Genomic DNA, 16,938 nt, shown 5'->3' on the forward strand with positions numbered 1-16,938 from the left:
AGTACTTCTGCAACAATTATTTGTTATAAACATCTAATGTGTTGATTACTAGATGTAAACCTGCTTATCAGCTCTATTGATTCAACATGGATTGGCTGTATATGCCATCCATAATTAACTTCGGAGGGGACAGTGCAAAGATCCAGCTGACGTTTTGGCGGTATCTTGGGCTTTCTCGTTACCGCTTGCATCAAAAATCAAAGCTGTCGCTATCACCAAAAGTTGTCGCGGCAATGCCTAATGAGTGCTTCACTGTTTGGCGTGACAATATCTCTCTAAATGGTTTGAATCTTAGCGGTATCCACTCCCTGTGGTACCGCTAATACTGTTTATTCCTATCATGATGACATTAGATATCAAAGGCGAGACTGCCCGGAGTCAGGAATGGCCAACTTAGACGCGTCGGTGAACTCTCACCCTGCGCACCAAAGAAGTAAGCTGTTCTTGGGGTAGCGTAAACTACACTGCCTTTTTGCAACCCGAGTTCCTGCAGATTATGGTGGGTGAATTTGGCTTCCCACAGCTCTTCGCTATGCCAGCCGTGTGGGGCTAATTCCAATCTAACTTCGGCGCCAATAGGGGTCATAGCGACAATATTGAACGGCAAATTGGCCTGACTATTGGGCTTATTTGACAGCGCTAATTCGTGACTGCGTACATAGAGAACACCATCTTGCTGCAGTGTTTGCTGTTCTGGAGGTGTTAAAAATGCTTGACCATTTTCCCAACGTTTTTGTTGCCAACTGGCTTCAAAGACATTGACGTTACCAAGAAAATCAAACACAAAGCGACTATTGGGGTGTGAGTATAGCTCAGCAGGTGTATTAATCTGTTCTATATGACCATTGCTCATCACTACCACTCTATCTGAAAGCTCAAGCGCCTCATCCTGATCGTGGGTCACAAACACGCTGGTGAATTTCAATTCATCATGCAGGCTGCGTAGCCAGCGGCGTAGTTCTTTACGCACTTTAGCATCTAAGGCGCCAAAGGGTTCATCCAGTAGCAAGACTTCTGGTTGGGTCGCCAGTGCGCGGGCCAATGCAATGCGCTGTTTTTGTCCTCCCGAGAGTTGTTCAGGATAGCGCTGTGCGAGGTGGCCTAGTTGTACTGTTTCTAGCAGTTGTGTCACTCGCTTATGAATTTCTGCCGCCGAAGGCCTTTGTTTTTTCGGCATGACTTCGAGTCCAAAGGCGACGTTATCGGCGACCGTCATATGGCGAAACAGCGCGTAGTTTTGAAACACAAAACCCACGCGTCTTTCACGCACATGCACTTGGGTGACATCTCGGTTGCCGAATTGAATTTGGCCGCTATCGGCTCCTTCAAGACCGGCAATAATCCGCAGCAGTGTGGTTTTGCCTGAACCTGATGGTCCCAGCAGACCAATCATTTCCCCTTCTTGAATATCGAGATTAAGTGGGGAAAGCGCCTGAAATTGGCCAAATTTCTTGGAAATATTAGTAAGACGAATACTCATAGTTGGCTCTGCTCTTTATTGTCATTGGCGGTTAAACTGCGTTGTTGCCGCCATTCCACTACGGCTTTTAACATTAGGGTAAATAGGGCGATCAGGGCCAGTAATGATGCGCTCGCGAAGGCGGCTTCGGCCTGATAATCTTCGTACAATAATTGCACATGTAAAGGTAAGGTATTGGTTTCGCCGCGAATGTTGCCAGACACGACAGCAACGGCACCAAATTCTCCTACGGCTCTGGCATTGGTGAGGATCACACCATAAATCAGTGCCCATTTGATGTTGGGTAGGGTCACGCGGCGAAAGAGTTGCCACCATGACGCTCCAAGGATCACTGCGGCTTCTTCTTCCGATGCGCCCTGTTGTTGCATCAATGGGATCAGTTCTCTGGCTACAAAGGGGCAAGTGACAAAAATGGTCACTAATAGTATTCCCGGCCAAGCAAACATGATCTGCAGATCGTGCTCATATAGCCATTCGCCCAGCCAACCACTGTTGCCATAGAGCAGCAAATAGAGCAAACCTGCGACGACAGGGGAGACAGCAAATGGAATATCAATCAGCGTGATCAGTAACTTGCGACCGGGGAATTCAAAGCGAGTCACGCTCCAGGCCAGCATGATTCCGAACACTAAATTGATCGGTACTGTGAGTGCTGCCACCATCAGTGTTAAGCCAATCGCATGCAGCGAATCCGGTTGAGTTAAGTGTCCAATATAACGCTCCCAACCTCCGACAAACGCCTGCTGAAAAATACTCACCAACGGCAATAGCAACAATAGCAAGCCTAAGAGCACGGCGAGGGTAATAAGGCTCCATTTGATCAGGGGCGCTTCACCGACTCTTAAGGGTTTAAATGAGTTCATATTTGCTCCTTATCGTCCATGAATGCGGCGCAGATAACGCGCCTGCCAGAGGTTTATCAGCAGTAATAGCAGTAACGAGGTCATTAGAACCACTGAGGCAATGGCGCTGGCACCTGCAAAATCAAATTCTTGCAGGCGGACAAAGATCATTAACGAAGTGATTTCACTGATATAAGGCATATTGCCAGCGATAAAGATCACTGCACCAAACTCACCCAGACTGCGGGTAAAAGACAGTGCCGTTCCAATCATTAATGCTGGCCAAAGGGAGGGCAAAATAACCCGCCAGAATACCGAACGATCCGAGGCGCCAAGCGTCATTCCCGCTTCTTCTTCCTCGTGGGATAACTCTTCGAGAACGGGTTGTACCGTACGAACCACAAAGGGAATACTGGTGAAAATCATCGCGACCACTATGCCTAGCGGGGTGTAGGCGACTTTTATGCCCCATTCAGCTAATAGACTACCGATTTGGCCGTTTTCCGCATAAAGGGTGGCTAAGGTGATACCGGCAACGGCGGTCGGCAAGGCAAAGGGCAAATCTACCAAGGCATCTAAAATGCGTTTGCCGGGAAATTCATAACGCACGAGTACCCATGCGAGTAATAATCCGAAAAGGCAGTTAAATAATGATGCCGCGAGCGCCGATAGTATGGTGACTCGGTAACTGGCAACCACTCTGGGATCGGCAATCACGCCCCAGTATTCGGACCAGCTCATTGAACTGGTCTGCATGATTAAGCCTGTGGTTGGCAATAATAGGATTAGGCTGACAAACAGCAGGGACACACCTAAGCTGATGGTAAAACCGGGAAGAACCCGCTTATGGCGTAAACGCCCGTTATTAAAAATCACAGAATAATCACCCGATCAGGTTAATTGCGTTAAACCAATACTATTTATACGGTTCGCTCGTTGTTGGCTCAAGCCATTTGTTGGATGCAATCTTTACGGCTAACACTGATTGATAAATGCCAATTAGCGATAAACCCGAGACTTTGCTCGGGTTCAATGTTGATATCTTACTACATTAAGGACGATATCAGCGCTTTAATAGCTCATCGAGTTTTGCACCGTTAGCAAACTGCGTTTTCATGGCATTATCCCAACCACCGATGATTTGCTCAACAGTCAGCAGGTCAACGGTAGGGAACTGCTTAGCAAACTCAGCTTTTACCTTTTCGTTGTGTACACGATAGCTGAATCCTGCCAGTAGACGTTGCGCTTCTTCGCTGTAGAGATAATTCAAATACTCAGTTGCGAGTTCCTGTGTACCGTTACGCTTAGCATTTTTCTCAACCACAGCGACGGGGAACTCTGCCAGAATCGAGGTTTTTGGTACAACCACTTGGTAATCGTCCGTACCATACTGCTGGCGGATATTGTTCACTTCCGATTCAAAGGTAATTAATACATCACCGATCCCACGTTCAACAAAGGAGGTGGTCGCACCGCGGCCGCCTGTATCAAATACTGCGACATTACCGAGGAATTTTTTCAGGAATTGATCCAGTTTAGCCTGATTATCCTTACCATAGTTTTTCTGAGCATAACCTAATGCGGCTAAATAAGTGTAGCGAGCATTACCAGAGGTTTTTGGGTTAGGAAAGACCAGTTTAACGTCATCTTTAGCTAAATCGCCCCAGTCGCTGATTTGCTTTGGGTTACCCTTACGCACCAAAAATGCAATGGTGGAATAGTAAGGTGAACTGGCGTTAGGGAGTAATTGTTGCCAATTTTCTGGGATCAATTTACCGCGATCGTGCAGAACTTGTACGTCTGTCACTTGATTAAACGTTACCACATCTGCGGGTAATCCCTGCAGAATCGAGCGTGCCTGTGCAGATGAGCCTGCATGGGATTGTTTAATTTCGACGGTTTTACCTGTTTTCTCTTCCCAATGTTTGGCAAAAACGGGGTTGTAGGCATTGAATAATTCCCGTGCGATATCATAAGAGGAATTAAGCAGGGTTTGATCTGCGGCAGTCACATTGAGTGAGGTTCCCAGAATGAGGGTTCCTAGCAGGGCCTTTATCAATTTTACGGACATTTTTAACTCCTTAATCTGGCAATTTTGTCAGCGTTATGGCACCTAGAGTAATAGAATTAATTGTTTATAAAAAGCCAGTTGAATAGAACTTTTTTGAATAACTATGAGCGATTTATTTTATGTTATAAGCAGTATTCACCGTGTTTGTCAGTGGTAACCGACTTAGAATAGGCTATCGCTTAGTTGTTTTTATCAAGTAAAGGATAATCCTAGTGTCTGACTTTCCGACAATTGAAGCCTGCATCGGGCAAACTCCGCTGGTTCGCTTGCAGCGGCTTAACTGTGGTACTTCCACTGTACTGTTAAAATTGGAAGGCAATAACCCCGCGGGTTCAGTAAAAGATCGTCCTGCACTCAATATGATTATTCAGGCCGAACTTCGCCAAGAAATAAGCCCTGGTGATACGCTTATTGAGGCAACGAGTGGCAATACTGGGATTGCGCTGGCGATGGCGGCGGCAATCAAAGGATACAAGATGATCCTGATTATGCCGAATAATTCGACTCAGGAGCGTAAGGATGCGATGCAAGCCTATGGCGCAGAGCTCATGCTAGTGGATAATATGGAGACTGCGCGGGATTTGGCGCTGCAGTTACAAAGCGAAGGCAAAGGTAAGGTGCTGGATCAATTTAATAACCAAGATAACGCTAATGCCCATTTCCTCACTACAGGCCCTGAGATCTGGCAACAGAGTCTAGGCAAAATTACCCACTTTGTGTCAAGTATGGGGACGACCGGTACCATAATGGGTGTGTCCAAATACCTTAAAAGTTGTAATCCAGACATTACTATCGTCGGCCTTCAACCCGCCGATGGCAGTGCTATTCCTGGGATTCGGCGTTGGCCGCAGGCATATTTGCCTGGGATTTTTGATGCTTCTTGGGTTGATTTAGTTATGGATATTGAAGAGCAAGATGCAAAAGCCATGGCGAGAACCTTAGCGCGAGAGGAAGGGATTTGTGCAGGAGTCAGTTCGGGCGGTGCCGTGTTTGCTGCGCTGGAGATTGCTAAACAATATCCGGGTTCTGTGGTCGTGGCGATTGTCTGTGATAGGGGCGATCGTTACCTTTCGTCAGGGCTTTTTTCCTGAGTCCTAGATTTTTACTCTAAGCATATTGAGCGATATGAATGTTTGATGGGTGAAAATGGGCGAGACGCGCCCATTTTTACCCTTTAAAACGTGATCATTTTTTCGGTGGGAATTGCGCCAAAATTCGGTTGACGGCTTTGGCGGTATCTTGGGCTTTCTCGTTACCGCCTGTATCGAAATCATAGCTGTCGCTGCCACGCCAAATAAGAGCTTTGGTCTTAGGATCGACAATATCTATCTGAATGGTTTGAATTTTAGCGGTATCACTCCCCAGCGGCACGCCAACACTGGTGCCTATTCCAATCCCGCCCGAATTTCCGAATGTGCCTGTGCCTAATCCAATGGATAGCCCTGAATCTTTGGGCTTATCTTGGGTGAGTAAGGCGTAGGCGACGTTAAAGTCCGGCGACGCTGTATTTTCTACAAACCCTTTTTGAGTCAATTGGTTGTTAATTTCTACTTGAATACGCTGGGCGCTTAACGGGTCATCCGTCGGCTGTGGTGTTAACTGGGTAAAGCTGCGTAGTGCGGTGAAGTCGTAATTGAGATCATAATCGTTTTTCGGTTTACTGCTGCAAGCGCTTAATAAGGCAACAGCGACGAGCAGACTGGCAAAGTGACGGTATCCCATGATAGTGCTCCAAGTTGTACAAACTCTGTTCAATGTGCCTTGATTAAGGTTGTTTCTGCAAGTACTTTAGATAAGTGTGTTGTATTTGAATCGCTTTGAATGCAATCCAACGGTATCTTTTTTAGCGCGGGTCGTTTTGAGTATGGTTTATTTTTAGATAGGAATAGCGGCGGGTTATGGAACAGTTAGCCTTTTTTGATATCCCGAGTCCCTGTATCGGTGTGTGTGTTACCGATGCGCGTGGTTACTGTAATGGTTGCCTGCGAAGCCGTGACGAAAGATTCAATTGGTTAACGTTTTCAGATGCGCAAAAGTATGATGTCATTCGCCTGTGTACTCAACGTAAACGTCGTCGCCAGTTAGCGATGATGAAAGCAAGGCAAGCACAAATAGAGCAAGAAAGGGCAGCGTTAAATCCACAGTTGAATTTTGAGCCTGAGCCCGAAGCCGATCTGGATTTTGGTGGCTTCGAGCTAGACTAATAGGTTGAATACTTTGTTAAATAGTCTTATTTAACTGACTTGTAGAATTAGCGCGTTAGATGAATAACAGACCCGCAGTCGTTTAATCCCTATCCCAATCCCTATTACAGCTTACGCTTCTTCGGCCAGATTAAACTAAATCGAGTATGTTGTGCATCACTGGTAACACTTACATTTCCTTGATGTCGTTGCATAATCCGTTTGATGATCGCAAGGCCTAAACCATGTCCTTTATTGCCATTCTGTACCGATTGGCTGCGATAAAATGGCTCGAACACTTTCGGTAAATCCACCGCAGGGATAGGTTCGCCGTCGTTACTCACACTTAAATTGACCCTGTGCTGGGTCTGCTTAACCTCAATGATGATTTCTGTGCGGGCAAAGCGTTGTGCATTGGTCAGTAAATTCTGTAGTGCCCGTTCGATTAATGCGGGTTCTCCGAATAAGGGCAGTTTTTCGACTTCGGCTTTGAGCGTTATAGGCGTTGGACTTAAGGTTTCTAGGCGCTTAATACTTTGATTGATGAGATTAATTAAATCGTACTCATCCAACTGGATACCTTCTCGCTGTGACTCTAAGCTGGCGTAGGTTAGCAGTTCTTGAAGTAAGTCTTCCATTTCTTTGATGTCAAGCTGCATTTCATCGAGAAAGTCTTGTCGCTTCTGTTCGTCCGAATCTGGCTGACAATACATAGGCATAAGTGCAAGAGCAAATTTGAGCCTCGCCAGTGGCGTGCGGATCTCATGGGATACCGCATTAGATAAGTGTTTCTGGTTCTCAATCAAGGCGCTGATATGTCGCGCCATTTCGTTAAACGTATTGGCTAAGGGCTTAACTTGGGAGCGATTTGACAGGGTAATCCGCGTGTCCCATTTGGCTTCGCCAAATTCTTTGGTGGCCTTACGCAGTATGCTCAAATCCCGTGAAAGCGGGCCGACCCAAATTAGCGCAACAAGGGCGAGTGATAAATAAAAGAACAGGGTGAACAGGCTGCGAAGGTTGGCTCTGGGATCTATGTCCAGCGGCCCCGCCATTAAGACTTGATCGTCTACTCGAATAAATTGCAGCAAGCTATCATCATTGGCCGTGGTGGTGAACACCTTGCTTGTGCTTAACGCTTGATTATCTGCCAGCGCGACTTGATCTGCATTGAGTAATTGCAGTGGCATCACAGGGTTCGCTGGGATCGCCTCCAGATACCGTTGGCGGGCATCGGGAGGTAATTCCGCTAATAATTGCGCCAATGCCACTAACGGCGCATCGAGGGCATTATTGTCATCAACATTCTTCTGCCACAGGCTGTCGAGTGTCCAGCCAATCCCTAGCACGCTGAGACTGAGTAGCAGATATAAACTAATAAAGAGACGTTTCACTGTATTTGTGCTTAGTTATTCCAAGCTTCAGGAGCAAAGAGATAACCTTGTCCCCAAACGGTTTTAATTCTGAAAGGTGTCTCAATATTATCGTTGAGTTTTTTACGTAATCTAGAGATCCGCACGTCAATTTTTCGATCTTTACCATCAAAATCAATATTGAGTAACAACTGATAAATATACTGACGGCTGAGCACTTGGCCCGCTTGCGAGGCCAGTAACCACAGCAATTCGAATTCATGGCTGGTGAGATCAATTTCAGTTTCATTAAGACGAATCGCATGGGTATGCGGGTCGATACTCAATTTACCGAAGGTTAGACAGTGTGATTCTGCCTGTGGTGGCTGATTCTGACGGCGAAGTAAGTTGTTGATCCGCGCAACTAACAGAGCAGGATCGACGGGCTTGACCACGTAGTCATCGGCACCGAGTTCTAGTCCTTTGATTTGATCTTCACTTGAGCCAAGTGCGCTCATCAATAGGATTGGACCTGCGAAATAATCGGGCAGTTTCTCACACAGAGTGAGACCATCCATGCCGGGTAGCATAATGTCTAACAGTATGATATCTGGCTTGTAATTGATTAATCGTGTTAGCACTGTATCGCCACGGCGTTCAACTTCAACATGCATACCATGGGATTTTAGGTAATCTACAATCAAGTTTGCTAGGCGAACGTCGTCTTCAACCAATAATACTCTGTGGTTCGATTGTGGGCTTGTCATTAAAATAAACTCCAAGGGTTGCGGTAACGTCTGCGAACCTGAGGTTGTGATGCAGAAGTGATTTTAAGTTTGGCACCAGCCAAAGTTTGGTTACTGTCTTTACTCACCATGACAAATTGAATATCCGTCATAGTGTGGATTTTCATGCTTAACGTATGGGTTGAAACTGAATCACTGCACCATTTGGGATAGGCGGCGTTGTCGGACAAGATACAGATAAGCTCATCTTTAGCGAGTTCCCACTGTAGTTCTATATAGACGTCACAGGCCTCAGTTTCTGAACTTGTGATGCAAATTTCGGGTGTGAGTTTGAGTGCCGAGTCGCGAGTTTTGGCTTGTGCTGAACTTTGGCCCATCAAGCCGAGGCTTAGACCTATAAAGCAAAGCAAGCTTAACTGAGGCAGTGTCACTAACGTTAGAACCTATAGGCAGCGCCGATAAAGTAGGTGCTGCTATAGTCTTGGTCTAACAAGGGACTGGCGGCAATCTCATCGGCAATTAGAGTGTAACGAACTGCCAACAGTAGATCCCAATTGTCAGTTAATATGTAACGGGCCGTCATTTCCGCACCTTTATCCCAACCTGATTTTGCTTGATATCTTTCGCTCCAATAGGCGTTTTCACTGGGTCTAACGCTGTAATAATAATCCACTACGGCTTGGCTTTTCCAATCAAATACCAACGCAAACTCAAAAATGAAACGATCGTAATCCCAGCCATAGGTCCATTTTATTTGTGCTTCTGAACCTTGATGAACATTAAACATATCATGGGTGTACGCCAATCTAATAATACCGAGCCGCGTATAGATGAATGCTTCGGCACCGCCAAGTAAGGTGAAGTTCCGAGTCTCTAAGGAATTAAACTCAGGCTCTGGCTCAGTCGACAAAGCCATACTATTTATGGCTTTGGCTTCAACTTGAGTGCCACGATTCAAAAAGATATTCGATGGGTCCCATTGATAGAAGTAGGCCCTATCTAAGCTATAACTTGTTATTAAGTTAATTGTAAAGCTTTCTTGCTCGGCTAAGGTATAACCTAAATTACCATTGTCGAAGAACCAGTGTTCGCCGTAATAGGCCACTGTTGGAATAAAGAACAATGGAATATCGTCAAAATCCCTGAGTGGATTGCTTTTTTGTCCCCAGCCTATGGCGATGCCTAGATCCCAGTTGTTCATCTCAATACATTGATTTTCTGGTGCACAGGCTTCTTTCGCCATTCCGATTGCAGGCAAAATACTTAAACTTGTAATAAGGACAAAAAGAATGCGATACATGATTTAACGATTAAGGGCTGAGGTTAACAATACAGGAAAACAGATTAGCATTTTATGCTCAATTCAACAGTGGTTTCATTCACGGAGATGCAAAATGATACAGCTATCAATTAAATAATAAATTTATGAATTGCACAATATGTTGATAGTCATGCTAAAAGCTTATCTTGGCAGCTTTCGTACGGTTAATTGTGGATGTTAAATTTTGTGTTTTATAAGTTTCGAGTGTAACTGAAATGATGTTAATTATGATGTAAAAGCTGTGTTGCTTGGAAATAATAATGCCATTCGCGAGTGTGAATGGCACAGACTGAAGCCGAATAACCTACTTTGCGGTAATAACACAGAGATTAGAATGAAGATTAATTGACCTCAGTAACTGACTTGTAGCCCATTTCTGTCAATTGATCGTTTACACAATCAAGCACATATTGTTTTAGCTCAGCATTTTCGACTTGATCTTCAGAGGCCATCTGCTGGCACACTTCTTTCAGTTGAGCGAGATCGGCTGCTGGTGCAGGCGGTAAAGAGGAGTCGTCAGCAAAGGAAGTGAAACTTACTAATGCCAATAGAGTAAAAACAGCTGATAACTTATTCATTTTATTTCCTTTAGTTATGTATTGTTAACCACAGATTAAGAAGCATTCTCTCAATACCACTGTGCCAACATCAGCAATTTATCACTGCTATTCTGTTTTAGATATAAATAATTTTTACCTTTCTTGATTAAGGTTTTTTACCTTGTTTTCCCTTGATTCGCTTCAAGTAAATGGGCTGGCTAAGTGTACTTTATTTGCTCTAGTTTGATTCATTTTCAGCATCTTTTGCTGCTTGAGTTAGGTTCACAACCCTCCCTCTGAACTTATGCGTGCTAAGTTGGCTCTTCTGAACTTGTGTTTGAAATTAATTGATGAAACTCTGCACTAAACTTATGCGCTTAACTTATGCGCTTAATTGTGCGTACAGTAGAACTTGGATTTCTTTCAAAAGTGTTGCTTACATCACTTTAAGGAATTATTTGCGATAAAGTGCATTATTCTCACTGTTTATGGTCGATTTTTAATGAAGGTTTACTCGCCGCTGTTAACTGAATTATGCGGTAGTTATAAGAAGTCATATAAAATGAGATATGACGCATGTTGTAGGCCGTTTTTTTCCAAAATATTGAATTAAAAAGAATTAATTTTTATGTGTTTTTTAGTTAAAATTTTATTTTATGGTTTATTGTTTTAACTTTATGTTTTTATTGTTTATTTTTATGTGTTCTTTTGTTTTTGATGATTACATTGCTAAGATTGTAGCTATCCTCTAGAATGCGCCACTCTCGCAGGTGCGTGTGCATAAGATTAATGGCAAATGCTATTGATTTTTATTGAATTGTTGATTTTTCTCTAGGGGAACTCTGTGTCTACAAAACTGGCTAATCCAGCGCCATTAGGTTTAATGGGCTTTGGTATGACAACAATTTTGTTAAACATTCATAATGCGGGATATTTCCCTATTGATTCTATGATCTTAGCCATGGGGATTTTTTACGGTGGCATTGGTCAAGTGATTGTGGGGATTATGTGTTTCATGCGCGGCGATACTTTCGGTACGACGGCATTTACCTCATACGGTTTGTTTTGGTTAACGCTAGTGGGCCTCATTTTAATGCCTAATGCTGGCATTGCGGCGAGTCCAACGTATTTTATGGGCTGGTATTTAACGCTTTGGGGCATATTCACGGCATTTATGTTTGTGGGTTCTTTGCGTTATCCAAGAGCCAAACAGTTTGTGTTTGCTTCTTTAACTATCTTATTTTTTCTGCTGGCGGCGCGTGATTTTACGGGTAGCGCCTTGATTGGCACTATTGCGGGCTTTGAAGGGATACTTTGCGGTGCGAGTGCGATTTATTTTGCGATGGCGCAGGTGCTTAATAATGAGTATGGCCGTACGATTTTACCGGTGGGTGAATTGAAAAAGTAACGATTCAGCAATGCAGAGTTGTAAAAAAGGCTGATGAAGATCAGCCTTTTTTATGGATGTTTTTAGCTGTACTAGATTTTAGTTTTAATATAGGCCACAGCTGCTTCATCTAAGCTACGGAGAGAAACATAACTCGTGCCTGCTTTGTGGGTGATCAAGAAGCCTTTTTCAGTTTCTTTAATCCGGTAAATCTCGGTCCATAAAATTTGGCTGGTCACAGATATAGATTGAGTATGAATCCCTTGCTCATCAATAGTGAGTGTGACCTCATTGCTGGCCGCTTTACTCATCATCTGACGCATCAACCACCATGCTTTGTGATACTTCACATTGAGAGCTTCGATAACACCTAACCCAACAAAAAAGTAAGCTAAATAAAGGCTAATATCGGTGAAAATAAGCGCGATACCTATCAGTGTTAATCCAATGGCTTTGTAGTAAGGTTTGAGCGTGGGATCTGGTACCACTGATTGCGTATAGCATTCATCGAAATGGGCTTTATCTAAAATATACGTTGTGGAATATGAATAGGGCGTTGGCATCATGTCATCTAATTGAGGTGGCACTTAATGCGGGCTAGTGTAGCGATTACAGTGATGAAAGTAACTAACCTTGCTATTGCAAGCATGAATGAGCACTTTGGTGTTTTCAAATTCGACGTTCAAACCCGCTCGTTAATACAGGTCAAGATATGAGTTGGACAGAAATACGGCAACGGCTATATTAGTCTTGCCGTAAGCATTGTTCGATTTTCGTGATTTGACACAAGGAGTGCAAAACATCATGGCCTTAGTCCCCAAAGATTTTGTAAATTACAAATCAACGCCGGTTTTCAACCATGACAACGTTCCTAAAATGTTGCTGCACATGCACAATACTAAGGCTGGCGTGTATGGGCAGATCCAAGTGTTAACGGGCAGCTTAAAGTTTTATGGCTATACGGGTAGCAGGGGCGAATTAGATAAAGAAATTATTATTCGCGCAGGTGAAACCGCCATTTCACATCCTGAATATTGGCATAAAGTGGAGCTACTGACTGAAGATACTCAGTTTAGACTCCACTTTTATGCCCATAAGGATTCGGCCATAGTGGCGCAGCAACAATCCGAGCGAAGCGAATAGTACCTAGCTCCTGCACCCTATTCACTACATGCGGTTCTTGGCTGCATTGGCTACTTCTTTTTAATAACGATTTACGCTAATAGCGATTTCGTTCCTTTGGAATATCAGTTAAATACTCCACAAATTCCACTTCAAAACCATGGGCATCGAAGAAGTAAATATTGCGTCGATAGGGATCTTCCATGCCATCTTTGGCAATAGGGAAACCTGCTTGGGTCAGTCTTGCTATCACAGCATCTAAGTTGTCGGTCACAAAGGCAAAATGCGCCAGTCCAATTTGATGACCTGCCAAATCGCGGTTTTCACCTTCACCATTGTCACTAAAAGCAATGTATTGATAATCATCGCCAAAATGAATCCAATTACGGGGTTTGCCGTACCAAGTGCCTTTATCGCCACCGCGAACACGCCAATGGGGGAAAGCCGCTTGATAAAAGCGCAGTGCTGCGGGGATGTCGTCTACCACTAAATTGATATGCTCTAAATGAATCATAATGCGTTCCTTGTAATGATTTTAGTCTGTTGCTGGTGGTTAAAATCTCAAGCCGCTTACATACCGTAACAGTATTCCTGCTGTTTTGGGTACGCTTGATTGGCATGTTGTTCACGAATGGGGGCTAATGCTTGGGCGTATTGATGCAGCATATATAAGCTGTATTGCACTCTTTCCCTAAGCGCGATATCGCGGGCACTCTCAGGGATTGTATTGAGTACATGGCTGACATTGCGGATGATTAAGTGATCGGGTATGGGCACTAATTTATTGTTTTTAAGGGCATTCATCTTCACTTCAACGATAGGGTAGGTACCGCTAATACCGTCCGATATTGAGACTAATAAGGCGGGTTTATGGGCGGTTTCTTCACGAGTACACATCAACAAAAAGTTCTTCAGTAATGGTGATGCCATGCCGCCCCATTCCGGGGTGATCAGCACTAGCGCATCGGCTTCATCGACTCTGTGTTCTATTTCGGGCCAGTGTTCACCTTTGTTGTCTTCTTCTCCATCCCAAAAGGGCAGATTAAACAGGCATAGTTCTAAGTGATGTATCGTGTCGTAACCCATGTTGTGGGGAGATGAGAAACTGCTTTCCGCGATATAACGACCGACTTTAGCACTTTGTGAATCGGGTCTTTGGCTGGTGCTGATGATGAGTAATTTCATTAAGTAAACCTATTTGTTTATAAATTATTTGTAAGGTAATTGCTTTATTTAATCTTGTAAAGGATAAAGTAAATAAAAAAGTTTATTTAATCTGTTAAAGCCGCGGAGATTGGGAGATAATGCTTCGGCTGAAATCGGGAGACTCAATGAAAACTACTGATAAGATTATTCAATTACTCAAGTTGCATGGCCCGCTTACTGCTAAAACCTTAGCGGAGGAATTGGCGTTAACGACTATGGGAGTGCGTCAACATCTGCAGGCTTTGGAAGATATGGGTGATGTGGATATTGAGGATCGAGTTGAAGGCCGCGGTCGCCCAACACGTTACTGGGGATTGACTGAACAAAGCCGTACTCACTTTGCCGATCGCCATGAGGAATTGACGGTACAGCTGATTGACTCGGTAAAAATGATCTTTGGCGACCAAGGCTTGGATAAGCTTATCGGTCACAGGGAGCAAAGTGCGTTAGTCCAATATCGTGCGGCAATGGAAGGGGCTACTGATATTCCGACACGTTTGGCCATACTTGCGAAATTACGCTCGAACGAAGGTTATATGGCGACCATGGAACACATCGATGGCGTGTATTTTTTACTCGAAAATCATTGTCCTATCTGCGCCGCAGCGACTAAGTGTTTGAACTTTTGCCGCTCTGAGTTGCAACTTTTCCAGCAGTTATTCGCTGATATTGCCGTGGTGAGCCGCGAAGAGCATATCATCGAAGGTGCTCGCCGCTGTGCATATAAAATTGCGGCAATTAAAGTTGCGGCGATAGCCTAGTAGTGCACTTAAGTTGTTTGTTTGAGGCGTTTTATCTGTGGGATAAAACGTCACTGAAAGCTAACGCTATATATTAAGCATTAAACCTCGGAGCTTAGGGCTTATCAGGTTCGTGATAGGCCAATAAGGTTTCGAAACGAGGATGTCCTTTAAGTTGTGAGAAATCAGCTTCATCCAACGCTAGCTCTTTGAAGGATGCGCTGTTATGGATGGCACGTTCCAAATCAGAAATTGCCCTATCTTCAACACCTAAACACGCAAAGGCGCAGGCTCTTTGATAAAAAGCATGGGCGTTAGTTGGGTCAACTTCCAAAACACGATTACATAGGCTTTGTGCCCAATTAAATTCGCGCATTTCCATTGCGGCATCGGCCTTGTAGGTCAGCGCTTCCAAGTCTCCAGGTCGAATCGTGAGGATTTCATCGTAGACTTCAATTTTTTGTTCGGGTGTCTGGGCACTTTGGGCACGTAGCCACAGATTATGAATTTCATTAATCACTTCTATTTCACGATTATTATCCGTGATAGTACGACTCTTATGCTTGAGTTCTTGCTCGAGTAATTTGAACTTTTCTTCGTATTGTTCGGCAATACTCTGTAGCTGATTCGCGGCCAGTTTGGCGGTATGTGTCTTGATTTCCCGTAGGGATTGCCAGCCGATAAAGGCGACTAAAGAGGCGACGCCGGCGATCATATAAAAGAAGTAAGTGACAGTGACATTGGCGTAATTCATCGACTTGTCGGCAACGGCCAGTTCGCGATCTGTGATATCTATGGTGAGGCGCCGCTCAAGATCCTGTTGATCGTATCTGAGAGATTTGAGTTCATCGAAGACGTAGCGCTCTATCAGCGGTTTATCATGGATGGCGAAAGGTTGAGGCGCTTCAGGGGGATTTTCTGCATCGCTCGCTTGAGTGAAGAATGAGCTCGCGAGTATCACTAAAAACAAGGCTAAAAATAGCAGGTTCGAACGTATCATAACGGGACTTGCAGATAAGTTTTTGATGCGGTAACCACTCACAATAAGATGAATTGAACGCCTAGCTTAACAAATTTTGCCTAGTTTGATCTAATTTTGCTCTAAATAAGCTCTGTGATGCTTACAGTATCAGCTCGCTATGACCTGAACTCGCATCCTGCTAGAATGGCTATCCCATTCATATTTCGTCATTTGTGGTGTTATGCAGTCTAAGCGCGGCCGACTCGATCGTTATCTTTGTACCCAGTTACACACTCACCGTAAAGCGGTGCGTGAATTGTTACTCTTGGGCCGAGTTCGTGTCGATGGATTGATAGTGAAGGACATGGATAGGCAAGTGGATGAGTTTTCTCACATCCAACTCGATGGGCAAATATTACAGGCCAACACGCCGGTTTATTTGATGTTGCATAAGCCGATTGGCGTGGTGAGCGCGACTAAAGATACTCAGCATAAAACTGTGATTGATTTGCTCGATTGCGAAGCCCGTGATGAGTTACATATCGCGGGTAGACTAGATTTAAATTCTTCGGGTTTGTTATTACTGACCAATGACAGTCGCTGGTCTGATGCACTAATGTCACCGACGCATAAGGTCGATAAAGTGTATCGCGTCACCTTAACTAATCCATTAACTGAAGAATATATCGCCGCATTTGCCGAAGGTATGTATTTCAGCTTTGAAGATATAATGACTCAGCCTGCTAAATTGGTGATCCTTGCTGATCATGTTGCTGAAGTGACTTTAAAGGAAGGTAAGTACCATCAAATTAAGCGGATGTTTGGTCGCTTTCGAAACCCAGTTGTTGGTCTACATAGATTATCAATAGGTGATATTGTGTTGGATGAAGCTCTGGCGTCGGGCGAAAGTCGTATGCTGACTGCCGCAGAAGTGGCTTCTATCCGCTGTAAACCGGTAGCTTAGAGACATAGAGCACTTCAATTTATT

General features: G+C 44.2%; 20 protein-coding genes. 6 read left to right on the forward strand and 14 right to left on the reverse strand.

Features of this window, described 5'->3' with window-relative positions:
• Positions 1–349 precede the first annotated feature (349 nt).
• The 4 genes from HGO26_RS10515 to cysP all read right to left on the reverse strand — a co-directional run bounded on the left by HGO26_RS10515 (position 350) and on the right by cysP (position 4,393).
• Positions 350–1,480, reverse strand: coding sequence for a sulfate/molybdate ABC transporter ATP-binding protein (locus HGO26_RS10515; protein WP_131523841.1), 1,131 nt, complete (start codon positions 1,478–1,480; stop codon positions 350–352).
• Positions 1,477–2,343, reverse strand: a complete 867-nt coding sequence (gene cysW / locus HGO26_RS10520; protein ID WP_028759251.1) for a sulfate ABC transporter permease subunit CysW — start codon at positions 2,341–2,343, stop codon at positions 1,477–1,479. Before cysW ends, HGO26_RS10515 begins: the two co-directional genes overlap by 4 nt.
• A 9-nt stretch (positions 2,344–2,352) precedes the next feature.
• A complete protein-coding gene (cysT, locus tag HGO26_RS10525; protein ID WP_105249982.1) occupies positions 2,353–3,198 on the reverse strand; it encodes a sulfate/thiosulfate ABC transporter permease CysT in 846 nt (281 codons plus the stop codon).
• 187 nt (positions 3,199–3,385) lie between these two features.
• Positions 3,386–4,393 carry a thiosulfate ABC transporter substrate-binding protein CysP gene (gene cysP, locus HGO26_RS10530; protein ID WP_168825039.1) on the reverse strand — a complete coding sequence of 336 codons (1,008 nt, stop codon included), beginning with the start codon at positions 4,391–4,393 and terminating at the stop codon, positions 3,386–3,388.
• 212 nt (positions 4,394–4,605) lie between these two features.
• Here cysP and cysM point away from each other — a divergent pair, with 212 nt between their 5' ends.
• Positions 4,606–5,484, forward strand: coding sequence for a cysteine synthase CysM (gene cysM / locus HGO26_RS10535; protein ID WP_105249981.1), 879 nt, complete (start codon positions 4,606–4,608; stop codon positions 5,482–5,484).
• 94 nt (positions 5,485–5,578) lie between these two features.
• Here cysM and HGO26_RS10540 read toward each other — a convergent pair whose 3' ends face one another.
• Positions 5,579–6,115: a DUF4136 domain-containing protein gene (locus tag HGO26_RS10540; RefSeq protein WP_168825041.1), complete on the reverse strand. Its 537-nt coding sequence runs from the start codon at positions 6,113–6,115 to the stop codon at positions 5,579–5,581.
• Between the two features lie 176 nt (positions 6,116–6,291).
• Between HGO26_RS10540 and HGO26_RS10545 the strand changes: the two genes are divergently transcribed.
• Positions 6,292–6,597 carry a DUF1289 domain-containing protein gene (locus HGO26_RS10545; RefSeq protein WP_028759256.1) on the forward strand — a complete coding sequence of 102 codons (306 nt, stop codon included), beginning with the start codon at positions 6,292–6,294 and terminating at the stop codon, positions 6,595–6,597.
• Between the two features lie 104 nt (positions 6,598–6,701).
• Here HGO26_RS10545 and HGO26_RS10550 read toward each other — a convergent pair whose 3' ends face one another.
• The 5 genes from HGO26_RS10550 to HGO26_RS10570 all read right to left on the reverse strand — a co-directional run bounded on the left by HGO26_RS10550 (position 6,702) and on the right by HGO26_RS10570 (position 10,573).
• The gene (locus HGO26_RS10550; protein WP_168825043.1) at positions 6,702–7,970 is read right to left on the reverse strand and encodes an ATP-binding protein; all 1,269 of its coding nucleotides are present in this window, start codon (positions 7,968–7,970) and stop codon (positions 6,702–6,704) included.
• 11 nt (positions 7,971–7,981) lie between these two features.
• Positions 7,982–8,695: a response regulator gene (locus HGO26_RS10555; protein ID WP_006080570.1), complete on the reverse strand. Its 714-nt coding sequence runs from the start codon at positions 8,693–8,695 to the stop codon at positions 7,982–7,984.
• A complete protein-coding gene (locus HGO26_RS10560; RefSeq protein ID WP_028759258.1) occupies positions 8,695–9,105 on the reverse strand; it encodes a DUF3019 domain-containing protein in 411 nt (136 codons plus the stop codon). Before HGO26_RS10560 ends, HGO26_RS10555 begins: the two co-directional genes overlap by 1 nt.
• A 5-nt stretch (positions 9,106–9,110) precedes the next feature.
• On the reverse strand, positions 9,111–9,974 hold the full coding sequence (locus HGO26_RS10565) for a MipA/OmpV family protein (RefSeq protein WP_168825045.1): 864 nt from the start codon (positions 9,972–9,974) through the stop codon (positions 9,111–9,113).
• A gap of 362 nt (positions 9,975–10,336) precedes the next feature.
• A complete protein-coding gene (locus tag HGO26_RS10570; RefSeq protein ID WP_028759260.1) occupies positions 10,337–10,573 on the reverse strand; it encodes a hypothetical protein in 237 nt (78 codons plus the stop codon).
• An 805-nt stretch (positions 10,574–11,378) separates the two neighbouring features.
• Here HGO26_RS10570 and HGO26_RS10575 point away from each other — a divergent pair.
• Positions 11,379–11,942, forward strand: a complete 564-nt coding sequence (locus HGO26_RS10575) for an acetate uptake transporter (RefSeq protein WP_113939919.1) — start codon at positions 11,379–11,381, stop codon at positions 11,940–11,942.
• Positions 11,943–12,013: 71 nt separating this feature from the next.
• Here HGO26_RS10575 and HGO26_RS10580 read toward each other — a convergent pair whose 3' ends face one another.
• Positions 12,014–12,484: a YcxB family protein gene (locus HGO26_RS10580; protein WP_168825086.1), complete on the reverse strand. Its 471-nt coding sequence runs from the start codon at positions 12,482–12,484 to the stop codon at positions 12,014–12,016.
• A 241-nt stretch (positions 12,485–12,725) separates the two neighbouring features.
• Between HGO26_RS10580 and HGO26_RS10585 the strand changes: the two genes are divergently transcribed.
• A complete protein-coding gene (locus tag HGO26_RS10585; RefSeq protein ID WP_168825047.1) occupies positions 12,726–13,064 on the forward strand; it encodes a TehB family protein in 339 nt (112 codons plus the stop codon).
• Positions 13,065–13,140: 76 nt separating this feature from the next.
• On the opposite strand, the gene HGO26_RS10590 is transcribed toward HGO26_RS10585, so the two are convergent.
• The gene (locus HGO26_RS10590; RefSeq protein ID WP_105249974.1) at positions 13,141–13,557 is read right to left on the reverse strand and encodes a VOC family protein; all 417 of its coding nucleotides are present in this window, start codon (positions 13,555–13,557) and stop codon (positions 13,141–13,143) included.
• Between the two features lie 56 nt (positions 13,558–13,613).
• Positions 13,614–14,228, reverse strand: coding sequence for an NADPH-dependent FMN reductase (locus HGO26_RS10595; RefSeq protein WP_168825049.1), 615 nt, complete (start codon positions 14,226–14,228; stop codon positions 13,614–13,616).
• Between the two features lie 146 nt (positions 14,229–14,374).
• Between HGO26_RS10595 and HGO26_RS10600 the strand changes: the two genes are divergently transcribed.
• A complete protein-coding gene (locus HGO26_RS10600) occupies positions 14,375–15,010 on the forward strand; it encodes a helix-turn-helix transcriptional regulator (RefSeq protein ID WP_028759266.1) in 636 nt (211 codons plus the stop codon).
• Between the two features lie 94 nt (positions 15,011–15,104).
• Here the strand turns inward: HGO26_RS10600 and HGO26_RS10605 are convergent, their stop codons facing one another.
• Positions 15,105–16,031 (reverse strand): TPR end-of-group domain-containing protein, encoded by a 927-nt coding sequence (locus HGO26_RS10605; RefSeq protein WP_028759267.1) that lies wholly within the window; start codon positions 16,029–16,031, stop codon positions 15,105–15,107.
• Between the two features lie 160 nt (positions 16,032–16,191).
• Between HGO26_RS10605 and HGO26_RS10610 the strand changes: the two genes are divergently transcribed.
• Positions 16,192–16,914 (forward strand): pseudouridine synthase, encoded by a 723-nt coding sequence (locus HGO26_RS10610; RefSeq protein WP_168825051.1) that lies wholly within the window; start codon positions 16,192–16,194, stop codon positions 16,912–16,914.
• Positions 16,915–16,938: the final 24 nt, after the last annotated feature.

The organism is Shewanella oncorhynchi, assembly GCF_012584455.1.
Classification (GTDB): domain Bacteria; phylum Pseudomonadota; class Gammaproteobacteria; order Enterobacterales; family Shewanellaceae; genus Shewanella; species Shewanella oncorhynchi.

What these genes read in the sequence shown, in the direction of transcription:
- HGO26_RS10515 (WP_131523841.1), bottom strand. Translation starts at nt 1,480, where the DNA reads ATGAGTATTCGTCTTACTAATATTTCCAAGAAATTTGGCCAATTTCAG.
- cysW (WP_028759251.1), bottom strand. Translation starts at nt 2,343, where the DNA reads ATGAACTCATTTAAACCCTTAAGAGTCGGTGAAGCGCCCCTGATCAAA.
- cysP (WP_168825039.1), bottom strand. Translation starts at nt 4,393, where the DNA reads ATGTCCGTAAAATTGATAAAGGCCCTGCTAGGAACCCTCATTCTGGGA.
- HGO26_RS10540 (WP_168825041.1), bottom strand. Translation starts at nt 6,115, where the DNA reads ATGGGATACCGTCACTTTGCCAGTCTGCTCGTCGCTGTTGCCTTATTA.
- HGO26_RS10545 (WP_028759256.1), top strand. Translation starts at nt 6,292, where the DNA reads ATGGAACAGTTAGCCTTTTTTGATATCCCGAGTCCCTGTATCGGTGTG.
- HGO26_RS10555 (WP_006080570.1), bottom strand. Translation starts at nt 8,695, where the DNA reads ATGACAAGCCCACAATCGAACCACAGAGTATTATTGGTTGAAGACGAC.
- HGO26_RS10565 (WP_168825045.1), bottom strand. Translation starts at nt 9,974, where the DNA reads ATGTATCGCATTCTTTTTGTCCTTATTACAAGTTTAAGTATTTTGCCT.
- HGO26_RS10570 (WP_028759260.1), bottom strand. Translation starts at nt 10,573, where the DNA reads ATGAATAAGTTATCAGCTGTTTTTACTCTATTGGCATTAGTAAGTTTC.
- HGO26_RS10580 (WP_168825086.1), bottom strand. Translation starts at nt 12,484, where the DNA reads ATGCCAACGCCCTATTCATATTCCACAACGTATATTTTAGATAAAGCC.
- HGO26_RS10585 (WP_168825047.1), top strand. Translation starts at nt 12,726, where the DNA reads ATGGCCTTAGTCCCCAAAGATTTTGTAAATTACAAATCAACGCCGGTT.
- HGO26_RS10590 (WP_105249974.1), bottom strand. Translation starts at nt 13,557, where the DNA reads ATGATTCATTTAGAGCATATCAATTTAGTGGTAGACGACATCCCCGCA.
- HGO26_RS10595 (WP_168825049.1), bottom strand. Translation starts at nt 14,228, where the DNA reads ATGAAATTACTCATCATCAGCACCAGCCAAAGACCCGATTCACAAAGT.
- HGO26_RS10600 (WP_028759266.1), top strand. Translation starts at nt 14,375, where the DNA reads ATGAAAACTACTGATAAGATTATTCAATTACTCAAGTTGCATGGCCCG.
- HGO26_RS10610 (WP_168825051.1), top strand. Translation starts at nt 16,192, where the DNA reads ATGCAGTCTAAGCGCGGCCGACTCGATCGTTATCTTTGTACCCAGTTA.